10 protein-coding genes and 3 pseudogenes are annotated in these 15,649 nt (G+C 62.4%); 4 read left to right on the plus strand and 9 right to left on the minus strand.

Annotated features, from left to right (window positions below; translation table 11 throughout):
- Window positions 1-7: 7 nt before the first annotated feature.
- Complete coding sequence (gene guaA / locus ACFQDL_RS05575; protein WP_379908167.1) at window positions 8-1,588, minus strand: glutamine-hydrolyzing GMP synthase; 1,581 nt, start codon at window positions 1,586-1,588, stop codon at window positions 8-10.
- Between the two features lie 95 nt (window positions 1,589-1,683).
- A pseudogene (gene guaB / locus ACFQDL_RS05580) lies at window positions 1,684-3,151 on the minus strand (IMP dehydrogenase).
- Between the two features lie 370 nt (window positions 3,152-3,521).
- Between guaB and xseA the strand changes: the two are divergent.
- The 3 genes from xseA to ACFQDL_RS05595 all read left to right on the plus strand — a co-directional run bounded on the left by xseA (window position 3,522) and on the right by ACFQDL_RS05595 (window position 6,468).
- Complete coding sequence (gene xseA / locus ACFQDL_RS05585; RefSeq protein WP_379908168.1) at window positions 3,522-4,955, plus strand: exodeoxyribonuclease VII large subunit; 1,434 nt, start codon at window positions 3,522-3,524, stop codon at window positions 4,953-4,955.
- Complete coding sequence (locus tag ACFQDL_RS05590; protein WP_379908169.1) at window positions 4,943-5,566, plus strand: FKBP-type peptidyl-prolyl cis-trans isomerase; 624 nt, start codon at window positions 4,943-4,945, stop codon at window positions 5,564-5,566. The genes xseA and ACFQDL_RS05590 overlap by 13 nt, the downstream gene beginning before the upstream one ends.
- 140 nt (window positions 5,567-5,706) lie before the next feature.
- Complete coding sequence (locus ACFQDL_RS05595; protein ID WP_379908170.1) at window positions 5,707-6,468, plus strand: alpha/beta fold hydrolase; 762 nt, start codon at window positions 5,707-5,709, stop codon at window positions 6,466-6,468.
- A gap of 349 nt (window positions 6,469-6,817) precedes the next feature.
- Here ACFQDL_RS05595 and ACFQDL_RS05600 read toward each other — a convergent pair whose 3' ends face one another.
- The 4 genes from ACFQDL_RS05600 to kynA all read right to left on the minus strand — a co-directional run bounded on the left by ACFQDL_RS05600 (window position 6,818) and on the right by kynA (window position 11,023).
- Window positions 6,818-8,122 (minus strand): sodium-dependent transporter, encoded by a 1,305-nt coding sequence (locus ACFQDL_RS05600; protein WP_379912897.1) that lies wholly within the window; start codon window positions 8,120-8,122, stop codon window positions 6,818-6,820.
- 159 nt (window positions 8,123-8,281) lie between these two features.
- On the minus strand, window positions 8,282-9,523 hold the full coding sequence (kynU, locus tag ACFQDL_RS05605; RefSeq protein ID WP_379908171.1) for a kynureninase: 1,242 nt from the start codon (window positions 9,521-9,523) through the stop codon (window positions 8,282-8,284).
- 2 nt (window positions 9,524-9,525) lie between these two features.
- The gene (gene kynB, locus ACFQDL_RS05610) at window positions 9,526-10,152 is read right to left on the minus strand and encodes an arylformamidase (protein WP_379908172.1); all 627 of its coding nucleotides are present in this window, start codon (window positions 10,150-10,152) and stop codon (window positions 9,526-9,528) included.
- A gap of 10 nt (window positions 10,153-10,162) precedes the next feature.
- Window positions 10,163-11,023: a tryptophan 2,3-dioxygenase gene (gene kynA, locus ACFQDL_RS05615; RefSeq protein WP_379908173.1), complete on the minus strand. Its 861-nt coding sequence runs from the start codon at window positions 11,021-11,023 to the stop codon at window positions 10,163-10,165.
- A 138-nt stretch (window positions 11,024-11,161) separates the two neighbouring features.
- Between kynA and ACFQDL_RS05620 the strand changes: the two genes are divergently transcribed.
- Window positions 11,162-12,037, plus strand: coding sequence for a LysR family transcriptional regulator (locus ACFQDL_RS05620; protein WP_379908174.1), 876 nt, complete (start codon window positions 11,162-11,164; stop codon window positions 12,035-12,037).
- 32 nt (window positions 12,038-12,069) lie between these two features.
- Here the strand turns inward: ACFQDL_RS05620 and ACFQDL_RS05625 are convergent.
- From ACFQDL_RS05625 to ACFQDL_RS05635, 3 genes and pseudogenes are all read right to left on the minus strand, one after another.
- A pseudogene (locus ACFQDL_RS05625) lies at window positions 12,070-13,754 on the minus strand (amidohydrolase).
- A gap of 46 nt (window positions 13,755-13,800) precedes the next feature.
- A pseudogene (locus tag ACFQDL_RS05630) lies at window positions 13,801-15,056 on the minus strand (TRAP transporter large permease).
- On the minus strand, window positions 15,053-15,601 hold the full coding sequence (locus tag ACFQDL_RS05635) for a TRAP transporter small permease (protein ID WP_379908175.1): 549 nt from the start codon (window positions 15,599-15,601) through the stop codon (window positions 15,053-15,055). Before ACFQDL_RS05635 ends, ACFQDL_RS05630 begins: the two are co-directional and overlap by 4 nt.
- Between the last annotated feature and the right edge of the window lie 48 nt (window positions 15,602-15,649).

The following is a 15,649-nucleotide window of genomic DNA, read 5'->3' on the forward strand; positions in this document are numbered from 1 at the left end:
CACCGCTTCACTCCCACTCGATGGTGGCCGGCGGCTTGCTCGAGACATCGTAGGTCACGCGGGAAACGTGCGCGATCTCGTTGATGATCCGGCTCGAGACGGTTTCCAGCAGCTCGTAGGGCAGATGCGCCCAGCGCGCGGTCATGAAGTCGATCGTCTCGACAGCCCGCAGCGCGATGACGTACTCGTAGCGGCGGCCGTCACCGACCACGCCGACCGACTTGACCGGCAGGAAGACCGCGAAGGCCTGACTGGTCTTGTGGTACCAGTCGAAGCGGTGCAGTTCCTCGATGAAGATCGCATCGGCTTCGCGCAGGATATCGGCGTATTCCTTCTTCACCTCACCCAGGATGCGCACGCCCAGACCCGGCCCCGGGAACGGATGGCGGTATACCATGTCGTAGGGCAGACCCAGCTCCAGACCGATCTTGCGCACTTCGTCCTTGAACAGTTCGCGCAGCGGCTCGACCAGCTCGAACTGCATGTCTTCCGGCAGGCCGCCGACGTTGTGGTGGGACTTGATCACATGCGCCTTGCCGGTCTTGGCGGCGGCCGATTCGATCACGTCCGGATAGATGGTGCCCTGCGCCAGGAACTTCACATCCGTGAGCCTGGTGGCCTCCTCGTCGAACACCTCGATAAAGGTGTTGCCGATCAGCTTGCGCTTGCGTTCCGGGTCGTCGACGCCCTGGAGCCGGCTGAGGAACTTGTCCTCGGCATCGGCGCGAATCACCCGCACGCCCATGTTCCGGGCGAACATGTCCATCACATGATCGCCCTCGTCCTTGCGCAGCAGCCCGTTGTCGACGAAAACACAGGTCAGCTGATCACCGATTGCTTCGTGCAGCAGCGCCGCCACGACCGAGGAGTCGACACCGCCGGACAGACCCAGCAGCACCTTGTTGCCGCCAACCTGCTGGCGCACCTTGTCGACCAGGTCGCTGATGATGTTCGCCGCAGTCCAGAGACCGTCGGTACCGCAGATCTCCTTGACGAAGCGCTCGAGGATACGACCACCCTGCTTGGTATGGGTCACCTCGGGGTGGAACTGCACCGCGTAGAGCTTGCGCTTGGGATCGCACATGGCGGCCACCGGCGCCGAGTCGGTAGACGCTATGGCGGTGAAGCCCTCCGGCAGCACGGTAACCTTGTCGCCGTGACTCATCCAGACATCCAGCAGCAGCGCGCCGTTGTTGGCCAGGTGATCCTCGATCCCCTCGAGCAGACGGCTCGGGCTGTCGGCCAGGCGCACCTTGGCGTAACCGAACTCGCGCTTGTCCGAGGACTCGACCTTGCCGCCGAGCTGCTCGGCCATGGTCTGCATGCCGTAGCAGATACCCAGGATCGGAATACCGAGGTCGAATACCGCCCGGGGTGCCCGCGGCGAATCGAATTCGGTCACCGACTCCGGCCCTCCGGCAAGAATGATCCCCTTGGGCGCGAAGGCGCGAATCGCCTCTTCATCCATATCCCAGGGATGAACTTCACTGTACACACCGATCTCGCGGACCCGGCGCGCAATCAGCTGCGTGTACTGGGAACCGAAGTCCAGGATCAGAATCCGTTGTGCATGAATATCTTGCGTCATTCGTCAGTGTCTCCACCGGATGCCGGCCTCACATCGAGACCCGCAAAAAAACGGAGCGGCTGGATACCGCTCCATTTATCGGAGATTGTTCGGCCTTAGCCGACACGGTAATTCGGCGCTTCCTTGGTGATGCTCACATCGTGCACATGGCTCTCGCTCATGCCGGCACTGGTGATGCGAACGAACTTCGGCTTGGTGCGCATGTCATCGACACTGGCGCTGCCGGTATAACCCATGGAAGCCCTCAGGCCGCCCATCAACTGATGGATCACGCCGGCAACCGGCCCCTTGCAGGGCACGCGCCCCTCGATACCTTCCGGCACCAGCTTCTCGACACCCTTGGAGGCGTCCTGGAAATAACGGTCGGAGGAACCGGTGGTCTGCGCCATTGCCCCCAGCGAACCCATGCCGCGGTAGGACTTGAAGGCACGCCCTGGAACAGCTCCACTTCGCCCGGCGCCTCATCGGTACCGGCCAGCATCGAGCCGACCATGATGCAGGACGCGCCTGCGGCAACCGCCTTGGCCAGATCGCCGGAGAAACGGATACCGCCATCGGCGATCACCGGAATGCCGCGCTCGTTCATCACCGCGGCCACGTTGGCCACCGCGCTGATCTGAGGGACACCGATACCGGCGACGATTCGGGTGGTGCAGATGGAACCCGGACCGATACCGACCTTGACGCCATCAGCGCCGGCGTCGGCCAGCGCGATCGCGGCTTCCGCCGTGGCGATGTTGCCGCCGACCACCTGCACCTGCGGGAAGTTCTGCTTGACCCAGGCCACGCGATCAATCACGCCCTGGAGTGGCCATGGGCGGTATCGACGATGATGACGTCGACGCCGGCCTCGACCAGCGCCTTGACACGCTCCGGGGTGTCGGCGCCGGTGCCGACGGCGGCACCGACGATCAGACGTCCCTGGGAGTCCTTGGCGGCGTTCGGGTAGGCCTTGGCCTTGAACATGTCCTTGACCGTCATCATGCCGGTCAGCTTGAAGTTGTCGTCAACCACCAGGATGCGTTCGATGCGATGCTTGCGCAGCAGGTTGCGGACCTTCTCGGGATCGGCACCCTCCTTGACGGTTACCAGACGCTCCTTCGGCGTCATGATGGTGGAGACCTTCTCGTCCAGGTACTGCTCGAAACGGACATCGCGGCTGGTAACGATACCGACCAGCTCGCCGTCGTCGACCACCGGAAAGCCGGAATAGGTCAGACGCTCGGACAGGTCGCGCAGCTGGCCCACGGTCATGTCGGAGGTGCAGGTCACCGGGTCGTTGACGATGCCGGCCTCGAACTTCTTGACCTTGCGCACTTCATCGGCCTGCTGCTCGATCGGCAGGTTCTTGTGAATAATGCCGATGCCGCCTTCCTGGGCCATGGTGATCGCAAGCCGGGATTCAGTCACGGTGTCCATCGCCGCAGACGCCAGCGGAATGTTCAGCTCGATGCTTTTTGTCAGCCGGCTCTTCAGCGACACATCCTTCGGCAGTACGTCGGAGTACCCCGGCATCAGCAGAACATCATCAAAAGTGAGCGCTTCTTCAACGATTCGCAACATTATCAGCGGCCCATGTTCGTGTTAAAAGGTTTAAAAGTGGCTAAAAAAGTAAACGCGAAATTATACAGGAGCAGCGGGAAAAAGTACAAAGTCCATAACGTAGGTTGGGTGCAGGTCCGCAGGGCCGTAACCCAACACCGTTCCGACGTCGTGCCAGCGGACAGCAATCGATCTGTACGGCGATCGATATGGCGGGTTTCGCGAGGTGCCTCCCGTAGGTTGGGTGGAGGACCGAAGGGCCGTAACCCAACGCTGCTCCACCATCCGTGCCAACCGCAACCAATCGATCTGCACCACGATCGATATGACTTCAGCAATATCACTACAGCCACGGCTTGTCAGTTTCCCACCGCCTCCTTAAGATGCGTGCATGACCGTCGCAGCCCAGACCCACGCCTTTACCGTCTCCGAACTGAACCGCCAGGTACGCTCGCTGCTCGAGAGTTCCTTCATGCTGATTCAGGTTCAGGGAGAGATTTCCAATTTCGTCCGCCCCAGCTCCGGACACTGGTACTTCACGCTGAAGGACGAACGCGCCCAGGTGCGCTGTGCGATGTTCCGCAACCGCAGCCAGTTCCTGAAATACCGCCCGAAGGACGGCGACCAGGTGGTCGTGCGGGCCCGGGTCTCGCTGTACGAGGGGCGCGGGGAATACCAGCTGATCTGCGAATACATGGAAGAAAGCGGCATCGGCCGTCTGCAGCAGGCCTTCGAAGAACTCAAGCGGCGCCTGCTGGCCCAGGGCCTGTTCGCCGCCGAGCACAAGCAGCCGCTGCCGCCCCATCCGCGCCACCTCGGCGTCGTCACCTCACCGACGGGCGCGGCCATCCACGACATTCTCAGCGTGCTGCGACGCCGCTTCCCGGGCCTGCCAGTGACCCTCTATCCCACCGCGGTACAGGGGGACGAGGCGGCGCCGGGCATCGTCCGGGCACTCGAGCAGGCCCAGCGACACGCGGCCTGTGATGTGCTGATCGTCGGTCGCGGCGGCGGCTCCCTCGAGGATCTCTGGCCATTCAACGACGAGCGGGTGGCACGGGCCATCTACAACTGCCGGATTCCGGTGGTCAGCGCCGTCGGGCACGAGACCGACGTGTCGATCAGCGACTTCGTCGCCGATGTGCGGGCACCGACGCCCTCCGCCGCCGCCGAACTGCTCAGCCCGGACAGCCAGGCGCTACAGCAGCGGCTCGACCAGGCCCGCCGACGCCTGCTCCAGCGCCTGCAGCAGCACATCGGCCAGGGCCGAGAACGCATCCGCTCGCTGCAGAGCCGGCTGCGTCACCCCGGTGACCGGCTGCGTGAACGCAGCCAGCGCCTGGACGAGCTGGAACTGCGACTGCGCCGGGCCACACAGCGGCTGCTTCAGGACCGGCGCAGCCGCCTCGACCGCCAGCAGGCGCGACTGGTGCAAATCCGCCCCGAGCGACAACTGCAGCAGCAGCGCGAGCGCATTCGGAACCTGCACCAGCAGCTCGGGCGCCAGATGCAGCACCTGCTGCACGACAAACGCCTGCGCAGCGCGGCCCTCGCCGGCCAGCTCAACGCGGTCAGTCCGCTGGCGACGTTGGAGCGCGGCTACGCCATCGTTCAGGACCCGGCCGGCCGGGTCATCGACGATGTCGCCCAGGTTTCCTGCGGCGAGCTGATCGAAACGCGACTGGCTCGCGGCCGGTTGCGCAGTACCGTCACCGAAACCCTGCCCCCGAGGAAACCGCCTGATGCGCGCCCTGCTCCCCGACCCTGTTTTGTGGTAGCCTGCGCGTTTTCACACAAACAACGGGACTTGCGATGTCTGAAGTGAAACTCGACACCCTGGAACAACATGCCAGCTACGGCATCGGCCGACAGATGGGCGATCAACTCGCCCAGGGCGGCTTCGATGGCCTCGATCTCGATGCGGTCGCCGCCGGCATCAAGGATGCCTACAACAACCAGGCATTGCGCGTGAAAGTGGAGGACATCCAGACCGCCTTCACCGAGATCAACCGCCGCATCCGCGAACAGAAGGAAGCCGAAGCCAAGGAAATGTCCGCGACAGGCGAAGCCTTCCTGGCGGAAAACGCCAAGCGCGACGGCGTCGTGGTGCTCGAATCCGGCCTGCAATACGAAGTGATCAGCGAAGGCGATGGCGGCGAGAGCCCGACCCGCGACTCCAAGGTACGGACCCATTACCACGGCACCTTTATCGACGGCAAGGTCTTCGACAGCTCCTACGACCGCGGCCAGCCGGCCGAATTCCCGGTCGGCGGCGTGATCGCCGGCTGGACCGAAGCACTGCAGCTGATGACCAAAGGCGCCAAGTGGCGTCTCTACGTGCCCTACAAGCTGGCCTACGGTGCCCAGGGCTCGCCGGGCGGCATCCCGCCCTACTCGACCCTGGTCTTCGACGTCGAACTGCTCGAGATTCTTTGATCCGGGTGTTGGGTTTCGCTGCGCTCCACCCAACCTACGTCGGACTGGGATCCAATCGTAGGTTGGGTAGAGCACCGAAGGTGCGAAACCCAACATGAATGCATCGCTGTACCCACCGTCCCCATCATTCCGGAACCGACATGAAACTGCATCACCAGATCCAGGGCGAAGGCCGGCCGCTGCTGATTCTGCACGGCCTGTTCGGCAGCCTCGACAACTGGGCCAGTCAGGCCAAGGCACTGGCGGACGAATACCAGGTCATCAGCGTCGACCTGCGCAACCACGGCCGCTCGCCCCACAGCGATGAGATGAGCTATGACGCCATGGCCGCCGATCTGGTCGAGCTGCTGGACGATCTCGGCATCGCAGGCGCCTGCGTGCTGGGCCACTCGATGGGCGGCAAGGCGGCGATGCAACTGGCACTGAACCATCCCGAACGCATCGAACGCCTGATCGTCGTCGATATCGCGCCGGTACAGTACCCGCACCACCACGACGACGTCTTCAAGGGACTCTTTGCCGTCGACCTGAGCACCGTTCGCTCGAGAGGCGATGCCGAGAAGCAGCTGACCGGCTTTGTCGCGGACCCTATGGTGCGCGCCTTCCTGCTGCGCAATCTCTATCGCACCGAGACCGGCAGCTTTGCCTGGCGCATCAACCTCGAGGGGCTGCACCAGGGCTATGCCGGTATCAGTGCCGCGCCCGAAGGAAAGCCCTTCGACGGTCCCACGCTCTTTATCAAGGGCGGCAACTCCGACTACATCCGTGCAGAGCATCGTGACGCCCTGCTCGGCCTGTTCCCGAAGGCCACCTACAAGGTCGTCGAAGGGGCCGGCCACTGGCCGCAGGCAGAAAAGCCGGCATTGATGACGAGGCTGATCCGAAACTTCCTGGAGAGCTGAATCAGGCCACTGGCACCCTCTCAGGCCCAGAAAAGCCGGCATTGATGTCGAGGCTGATCCGAAACTTCCTGGAGAGCTGAATCAGGCCACTGGCACCCTCTCAGGCCCAGAAAAGCCGGCATTGATGACGAGGCTGATCCGAAACTTCCTGGAGAGCTGAATCAGGCCACTGGCACCCTCTCAGGCCCAGAAAAGCCGGCATTGATGACGAGGCTGATCCGCAGCTTTCTGCAATCATAGAAGGCGGCACGCATCGCTTCGCTCGGGGTGCCCTACGACGTCCGGTGCCGTGTAGGGTGCCGTGAGCGCAGCGAACCGCTGCCATGGATGCGTCACCCGTCACCATCTATTATCCCAAGACTCCAATAGCATTCAGGAAGATCACCAGAATGCCGACCGGAACCGCATAGCGAATTAAAAACAGCCAGACCCTGTAGCCCAGCCCATCACCTACTTCATCGCGAGTGGCCGCCCGGCTCATGATCCAGCCGGTGAAGATCGCCATGGCCAGGCCACTGAGCGGCATGATCCAGCCACTGGTCAGGTAGTCGAGCACGTCGAAGAAGGTCTTGCCAAAGAGCTTGTGCTCCTCCCAGATATTGAACGAGAACACCGAGCCCAGGCTCAGCAGCCAGATGCCGGCGGACGTGAGCACTCCAGCCTTGAGGCGGGACAGGCCGCGCTTTTCCGTCAGCCAGGATACGGCCGGCTCGAGCAGCGAGATGGCCGACGTCAACGCCGCGAATGACAGCATGATGAAGAACAGCGTACCCACCAGCTGACCCAGCGGCATCTGCCCGAAGGCCAGCGGCAGGGTAACGAAGATCAAACCGGGGCCGGCACCGGGCTCGAGGCCGTTGGCGAACACGATCGGGAATATCGCCAGCCCCGCGATCAGCGCGACCAGGGTATCGAGCAGACCGATCGTCAGCACCGTCTTGCCGAGCGAGACCCTCTTCGGCAGGTAGGAGCCGTAGGTCATCATGCCGCCACCGGCGATGCTCAGTGTGAAGAAGGCATGCCCCAACGCCACCAGCACGCTGGAACCGTTCAGCTTGCTGAAGTCCGGGCTGAACATGAACTCGAACCCATGAACGAATTGCCCGGTCGTCATCGAATAGCCGACCAGGATCAGCAGGATCAGCAGAAGCCCCGGCATCATGATGGTGACCGCGCGCTCCAGCCCCTGTTTCACACCCTTGATCACGATCGTGGTCGTGATCGCCAGCACCAGGGTGCCCCAGAGTGTCGAGGCCAGCGGATCCCCCACGAGACTGCCGAACAGGCCGCCGATCCGGTCGCTGGAGGCGCCGGCAAAAGCGCCGCCTCCGGCGTTGAAGACATAGGCCAGGGCCCAGCCGGCCACGACCAGATAAAAGCTCAGCAGCACGAAGCCCGTTATCACCCCGACCCAGCCGACCAGTTGCCAGCGCGGACTGACGCCCGCCTCGATGGCCAGCGTTTTCATCGCATCCGGCGGACTCTGCTTGCCACGGCGGCCGATCAGGATCTCGGCCATCAGCAGCGGTATGCCGATCAGGGCGATGCAGCCCAGATACAGCAGCACGAAGGCGCCGCCGCCATTCTCGCCGGTGATGTAGGGAAACTTCCAGATATTACCCAGACCGACGGCCGAGCCGGTCGCCGCCAGAATGAACGCGAGCCGGGTCGACCACTGGCTACGCCCTGGGCCACCCCGTTCTGAGGGACCGAAGCCGCGCCGGCGACAGCTGAAATACCATTATTGCTCATGAGTAAAAGCTTCCTGATGGTTATAGTTATTTGTAGGAGCCCGGTCCTCCGGGCGAACCGCTCAGGTCACGGCGGTCAGTTTCCTGAACCCGGGCTTGTCCCATTCCCCGCTCGCCATGATCTCGGCCAGCGCCTCGATGCAATCCCAGAGATCGACATAGCGCACGTAGAGCGGCGTGAAACCGAATCGCAGGATATCCGGTGCGCGGAAGTCGCCGATGATGTTGCGGGCGATCAGCGCCTGCATGATGGCGAAGCCCTGCTCATGGGTCAGCGATACCTGGCTGCCACGAACTGCCGGATCCTTCGACGAGGCGAGGCCGAAGCCGTATTCGTCCAGGCGCTGCCCGACCAGCTCGATGAAGAGTTCGCCCATTTTCAGCGACTTTTCGCGGATCTGTTGCATATCGGCCGAGGCCATGATATCGACGCCGACTTCGAGCAGACTGGCGCCGATGACCGGCGTGGTGCCGCAGAGAGTGCGTTCGATGCCGGGTGCAGGCTCGTAGTCGTCACGCATCGCAAATGAATTGGCATGGCCGAACCAGCCGCTGAGCGGCTGTTGCAGCTGAGCCTGATGGCGCTGCGCCACGAACAGGAAGCCCGGCGCGCCCGGACCGCCATTGAGATATTTGTAGCCGCAACCGATGGCAAAATCGGCATCGACTTCGTTCAATGCCACCGGCACCGCACCGGTGCTGTGGCTCAGATCCCAGAGCACCAGCGCCCCCTTTTCATGGGCCCTGTTGGTGATCGCCTTCATATCGAACATGGCGCCGCTCTTGTAGTGGACGTGGGTCAACACCACCAGCGCGGTATCTTCGTCGATCGCATCGAGGATCTCGTCGCGGTGCACTGTGTTCAGACGCACCCGGCCATCGTGGAATTTTTCCAGCCCCTGCAGGATATAAAGGTCGGTCGGGAAGTTGCCGGGCTCGGACAGTATCTTGCCGCGTCCCGGACGCAGCTTCACCGCGGCGGAGGCCAGCTTGAACAGGTTGACCGAGGTGGAATCGGCCACCACCACCTCGCCCGGCGCGGCACCGATAAGCCCGGCAATCTTGTCGCCGACACGGCGTGGCAGGTGGATCCAGTCGGCGCTGTTCCAGCTGCGGATCAGGCCCTGGCCCCACTCCTGTTCGACCACCTCGCGGGCGCGCGCCTTCGCGGCCTTCGGCAGCACACCCAGGGAATTGCCATTGAGATAGATATGCCCTTCCGGCAGGTCGAACTGGTCACGATAATCGGCCAGAACGTCCTGGCAATCCAGTTCGACGAAATATTCACGCGTCAGTGTGGTCATGTTCAGAGACTCCGAAGCAAGGCCCGTACGGGCGAGGCGTCAAGGTTGTTCAGTTTCAGCGGCGGTGCGATCAACTCGTAATGGCCGGTTGGCACGCCATCCAGCACCAGGCCTTCGAGGATCGCCATACGGTTGCGGCGCACGGCCTGGTGCGCCGCCATCGCCTTGGATTCCTGGGGGTCAAGCGACGGGCTGTCGACACCGATCAGCCGGGCGCCGCGTTCGGCCAACAGCTCGACCGCTGCGGCGTCGATCGCGGTAAAGTCCGGCTCCCAGCGCTCGTGGGGGAACTGCCTGAAGGTACGCAACAGCACCCTTTCCACCCGCTCCGGCAGTTGATAGACAATATGCTCCGGCCGTACCAGCCCCTCGGCCGCCGTCACGTCAATCAGTACGCAGGGACCGATGTAGGTCTCCAGCGCCACCCCGGCAATCGGCAGACCGTCCGCGTCGTAGTGCAGCGGCGCATCGGCATGGGTGCCCGAATGGGTCGAGAGGCGAAAACGCCCGACATTGACCGGACAGCCGTCATCCAGCACCCAGTGGGGCTCGGATTCGAAGGCCGTATCCCCGGGCCAGACCGGCAGCCCCTGGCGCAGGGTTTGCGAGATATCCCAGATTCGACTCATGCCCGGCACCTCAGATAGCGGTCCGCGCGGACCAGAGTTCCGGGAAGAACTGCAGGTCCAGCGCCTTGCTCAGGTAGCTCACGCCGGCGGTACCGCCGGTGCCCCGGCGATAGCCAATGATGCGTTCGACCGTCTTCATGTGACTGAAACGCCAGCGCTGAAAGTTGAACTCCATGTCGACCAGCTTCTCGGCCAGTTCGTACAGGTCCCAGTGCCCGGCGGTATTGCGGTAGACCTCGGTCCAGGCCGCCTCGACTTCGGGGCTGGCGCTATAGGGTTCGGCCCAGTCGCGTTCCAGATGGCTTAGAGGGATCGCGAATCCTCGTTTTTTCAGCAGCTGCAGCGTGATGTCATAGAGGCTCGGCGCGTTCAGCACCGCCTGCAGATGCTCGTAGTGCTGCGGATGCGCGCGGTGCGCCTCGGTCATGCGGGCATTCTTGTTGCCCAGCAAAAACTCCAGCTCGCGGTACTGATAGGACTGAAAACCCGAGCTCTGCCCCAGCGCGTCGCGAAAGCTCGCATAGTCGGCCGGCGTCATCGTCACCAGCACTTCCCAGGCCTGGATCAGCTGCTCCTGGATGCGGGCGACGCGTGTCAGCATCTTGAAAGCGGGACGCAGGTTGTCCTGGCGGATATGCCCGGCGGCGCCATAGGCCTCGTGCAGACAGAGTTTCATCCACAGTTCGGAGGCCTGGTGAATAACGATGAACAGCATCTCATCGTGTTCGTCGGAGACCGGATTCTGACAGGCGAGCAGCGGCGCCAGCGCCAGATACTGGCCATAGCTCATGTCCTGGTCCCAATGGACCTTCTCGTCATCGAGGCTGACCTGCTGCTTGCCGGACGGTTGGAACGGGCATCCGCTACTCATCGTTATTCACCACTGTTGTTATTCATTTGCGCAAAGTTTACGCAGCCGGATTTTCAGTGTAAATTTCATAAAATTGACAAAAACTATTAATTTTTTACATACACTATGAGCACCCGCGTCAGTACCCGGCACCTGCAGATGATTCTTGCGATCGCCAGCACCGGTAATGTTTCGGAGGCAGCGGCGCAGATAGGTCTGACCCAGTCGGCGCTGAGCCACCGCATCCGCGAAGCCGAGCGCCTGCTCAATACCGAGCTGTTCTATCGCAAGCACAAGAAGCTGATCCCGACCAGCGCCGGCAAGCGGCTATTGCAGTCGGCACGGGTGGTGCTGGGGGAGCTGGAGCGGGCGGAAAACGACATCAACAAGCTGTCGGTCGGTATCGAGCATGTGGTGCGGATAGGCAACGAGGCCTATGGCAGCTACCACTGGCTGCCGCGATTTCTGACGGGATTCATGGCGGAGCACCCGAGCATCAGCGTCGAGATCATCCCGGACGTCTCGATGGACCCCTATACTGCGCTGCGTAATGGCAGCATCGACCTGACGATCGTTTCCGGCACGATTGTCCAGAGCGGCTTTCGCACCCTGAAACTGTTCCGCGACGAAATGCTGGTGGTCATGCCCGAGGGTCACCCCCGGGCCGGCCAGGACTGGCTCTCACCTGAAGAGATTGCCGACAGCACCTACATCACCTACCACACAAACCCGGGGCCGGGACGCGAATACGAGCAGCTGTTCAGCCGCTATCAGCTGTTGCCGCCGCGGGTCATCCGCGCCGGCGTCACCGAGGCGGTGGTGGAGTTCGTGCGCGCCGGCGCCGGGATCACCATCATGCCGAGCTGGGCACTCGGCCCCTACCTGAAACAGGGTGGCCTCAACACGGCCGGGGTGACGAACGAAGGCCTCCATATCGACTGGCAGGTGGCGCTGCGCAGGGACGACCGTCGCGACTCGCCTGCCACCCTGCTGGCGCGGGCATTGAAGCAGGCGGATCTGCGGGGGCGGCAGTAACCCGACAGGATCATACCGGGCTACTGACTTGATTACTGCGAGGCAATGGCCGGCTGATGAATAACCTTGCCGCCCAGTATCGTCCACTCGGCGATGATATCCCTGATCCTCTCAGCCGGTACAGACAGGGGATCCTCCGAAAGGATCGCAAGGTCGGCCAGCTTGCCCACCTTGATGGAGCCGATCCTGTCCTCCATGCCAAGTCCGCGGGCCGCCCAGAGGGTATGCATTTTCAGAGCTTCCTCGGGCGTCACCGCCTCGCCGGCCCCGAGCACACCGGCCGCCGCTGTCTGCCGGGTCACTTCGCCCCACATCGCCAGGAACGGATCGAAGGGCGCCACCGGCGCGTCGGTACCACCGGCCGGCTGGAGTCCGGCATCGATGTAGGTCCGGTTCGGAATGGAACGGTTTGCCCGTTCAGCCCCCAGTATTCGAGCCATCCGGCCCCGAGCGTGTAGTTGTGCGGAACCTGGGTATGCGGAATCACACCAAGCTGCTTCATCAGGCCGATATCGGCCTCGCTTGGCAGGTAGGGATGCTCCAGTCCCCAACGCAGGTCAGCGATGGGGCAGCTCTCGTTCAGCCGTTGCCAGGCCTGCAGCACATTGGCAATTGCCTGGTCTCCGATGGCATGGACCGACAGTCGCCAGCCGTTAGCACAGGCATATTCTGAAACCGCCTCGACTTTTTCCAGCGGCGTGACCTCGATGCCCTTGAAGCCGGGAATATTGGTAAAATTCTCCTTCAGCAGCGAGGTCTCGACACCACCGTCATAGGTAATCTTGAGGCCGCCGATCCGCAGCATGTCGTCCCCCAGGCCCTGCGCCAGATCCAGCCCGGTCAGCATGCCGATATCCGTTTCGAGCGGTGCCCGCGGGTTGATCGACATCATCAGCACACCCCTCAGGCTCTGCTGCCCGTCAGCCACGACTGACCGCCAGGATTCCAGCAGCTCAGGCATCACATGCTGCGAACGCACAGTGGTGATACCTTTCTCCCCCAAGGCCTTCATTGCGGTCAGCAGAAACTGCCGAGTCTGGCCGGCATCCGGTTGCGGAAGCAGGGACTCGACCTGTTTCACTTTGGCAAATCCCTGAATCCAGCCGGTAAAGAGCCCGTTGTCGTCGCGGTCGTACTTGCCGCCCGCAGGGTCGGGATCGTCTTCGCCGATACCCGCCAGCGCCATCGCGGCGCTATTGATGACGGCATTGATGCCGCCGCGCTTGAGAAAGACTGGATGCTCGGGCGCGACGGCATCGAGCTCGACCCGGGTCGGGAAGCGCCCTTCCGCCAGCTGACTCTCATGCCAGTCGGTTGCGCCGACGACCCAGTGACCGGCGGGAAGCCGCTTCACCGCCTCGGCGATTCGATCCAGCAACTGCGGCAGGGCTGTCAGATCACTAGTCTGTATCTTGCCGATATTCGCACCGACCTCGTCGAGGTGAACATGGGTATCGATAAGCCCCGGGACAACCACCTTGCCGTTGGCATCGATTCGCCGGGTGCCGGGGCCAGCCATGGCGAGTATGTCCCGATCGCTGCCAAGCGCCAGAATGTTTTCCCCTGCCACGGCGATGGCGGTGGTTTTGCCGCCACCGGGCTCCAGCGTGTGAACCCGCGCACTATGAACGATCAGATCGACGGTCGGCGCCGCCACGGCCTTTTGCAGCCCACCGAGCACCAGTAGCCCACCGAGCGTCAGCGTCAGTTTATTCATTCTTGTATGAGTCCCTGTTAACCATCCATATCGAAAGAAGCTGCGGTCAGAGCAGCATCGTCACCAGCTCGGCTTTCCAGCTCAGCAGCACCAGGGTCAGCAGGGTCGCGATCAGGAAAGGCGTCAGCGCACGGAAGATACGCATCGGCGAGGCGCCGGTCATGGTCGAGGCGATGAACAGTCCCGCGCCGACCGGTGGCGTCAGCAGGCCCAGCACCAGCGTCAGACAGACGACGACACCGAACTGGTAGGGGCTGATGCCGAACTGGGACTGGGCAATCGGCAGCAATATCGGCACCACCAGGATCAGTGCGGCGATGCCGTCGATCACCATGCCGACCAGCAGCAGAATGCCGACGACCATCATCAGGAACGTGAAGGGATCCGAAGTCTGGGCCGCGATCCAGATCGCCGCATTCTGCGGAATCTTCTCGAACACGATCACCCAGCCGAACACGCCGGCTGCCGCGATCAGCATGATCACCATGCCGGAGTTGAAGGCGGTTCGCTTGAGCACTTCGAACAGATGGGAGTACTTCAGGTCCTTGTAGACGTACTTGCCGATCAGCAGCGCGCCGAGCGACGCCAGCGCCGCCGATTCCGTCGGCGTCGCGAGCCCTGTCAGGATGCCGCCGATGATGATCAGCGGAATCAGCCCGGCCGGCAGTCCCATCACGAAATAGTCCCTTGCCTGGCGCCGGCTTGGCCATTCCCCTTTCGGATACTGATAGACAAGCCCCATCAGGCTGATGGCAAGGAAGAACAGGAACGCCATGATCAGGCCGGGGATGATGCCGGCAATGAACATTTCGGCAATCGGCACCTGGGCCAGCACGCCAAAGAGTACGAACAGCATCGACGGCGGAATGATCGGCGACAGCAGGCCGCCGGCGGCGGTGATAGCCGCGGCATAGGGCTTGTCGTACCCCTCTTTTTCCATCGCCGGCACCATGGCCCGCGACATGATGGCGATCTGCGATGCCGCCGACCCCATGATCGCTGCCATCATCATGTTGGCCACCAGATTGATGTAGGCCAGCCCCCGCGGAAGCCGCCGACCAGGATCCGTGCCAGGTTGATCAGCCGGGAAGTCAGCCCCTCGTTCATCAATTCACCGGCCAGCATGAACAGCGGAATCGCCAGCAGTCCATAACTTTCGATGGCGCCGAACAGCTGCTGCGGATAGGAGTCGAACAGCACCGCATTACCCGAATCATTGATGTACCACATGGCCGTCAGCGCCAGCACCAGCGAAATCGGCACGGCCGCGAACAGCAGAAGCAGGAAGACGGCAAAAGTCATACGGTTTCTCCCGCTACGGCAGGTGAGGGCCGCAGCTGATCAATCAGATTGCTCAGCGCATGGACCGACAGCGAAAATGAAAACAGCGGCAGCGCCAGCCATACCCAGAACTTCTTCAGTCCCAGGGTGTTGGTGTTTTCGGCATACATGAAGTTGAACGTCTGTGCCTGGAACGCCTGCAGGTCGAAGCCCTGCTGAATCAGCGTGAGCGGGTCGTACCATTTCCAGCACAGGTAGAACAGAAAGGTCGCGAAGAGCAGCACCATCAGGTCGCTGAACACCGCCAGCCACTGACGGATGCCGGCACCGAACCAGTCGGTCAGAATCGTCACCGAAACGCTCTGGCGTTTCTTCAACAGTACCGAAGTGGTGAAAAAGGTCATCCAGACCATGCTGTAAATCGCCAGCTCATCCACCCAGTAGATCGCATGTCCCATCGCGCGACTGACGATATTCAACAGCACCAGCAGCGTCACCGCGCCCGCCAGCAAGGCTGCGATAAAAGCCTCCATGCGCGCAATTCGGTTCGAGACAGCTTTAAGCATGACAGTTCCTCCAGAGCCTCCCGGAGCCTGAGGCGCCGGGAGGCTGTT

Origin of the sequence: Marinobacterium aestuariivivens, from assembly GCF_042661465.1 — a bacterium.
Lineage (GTDB): Bacteria > Pseudomonadota > Gammaproteobacteria > Pseudomonadales > Balneatricaceae > Marinobacterium_A > Marinobacterium_A aestuariivivens.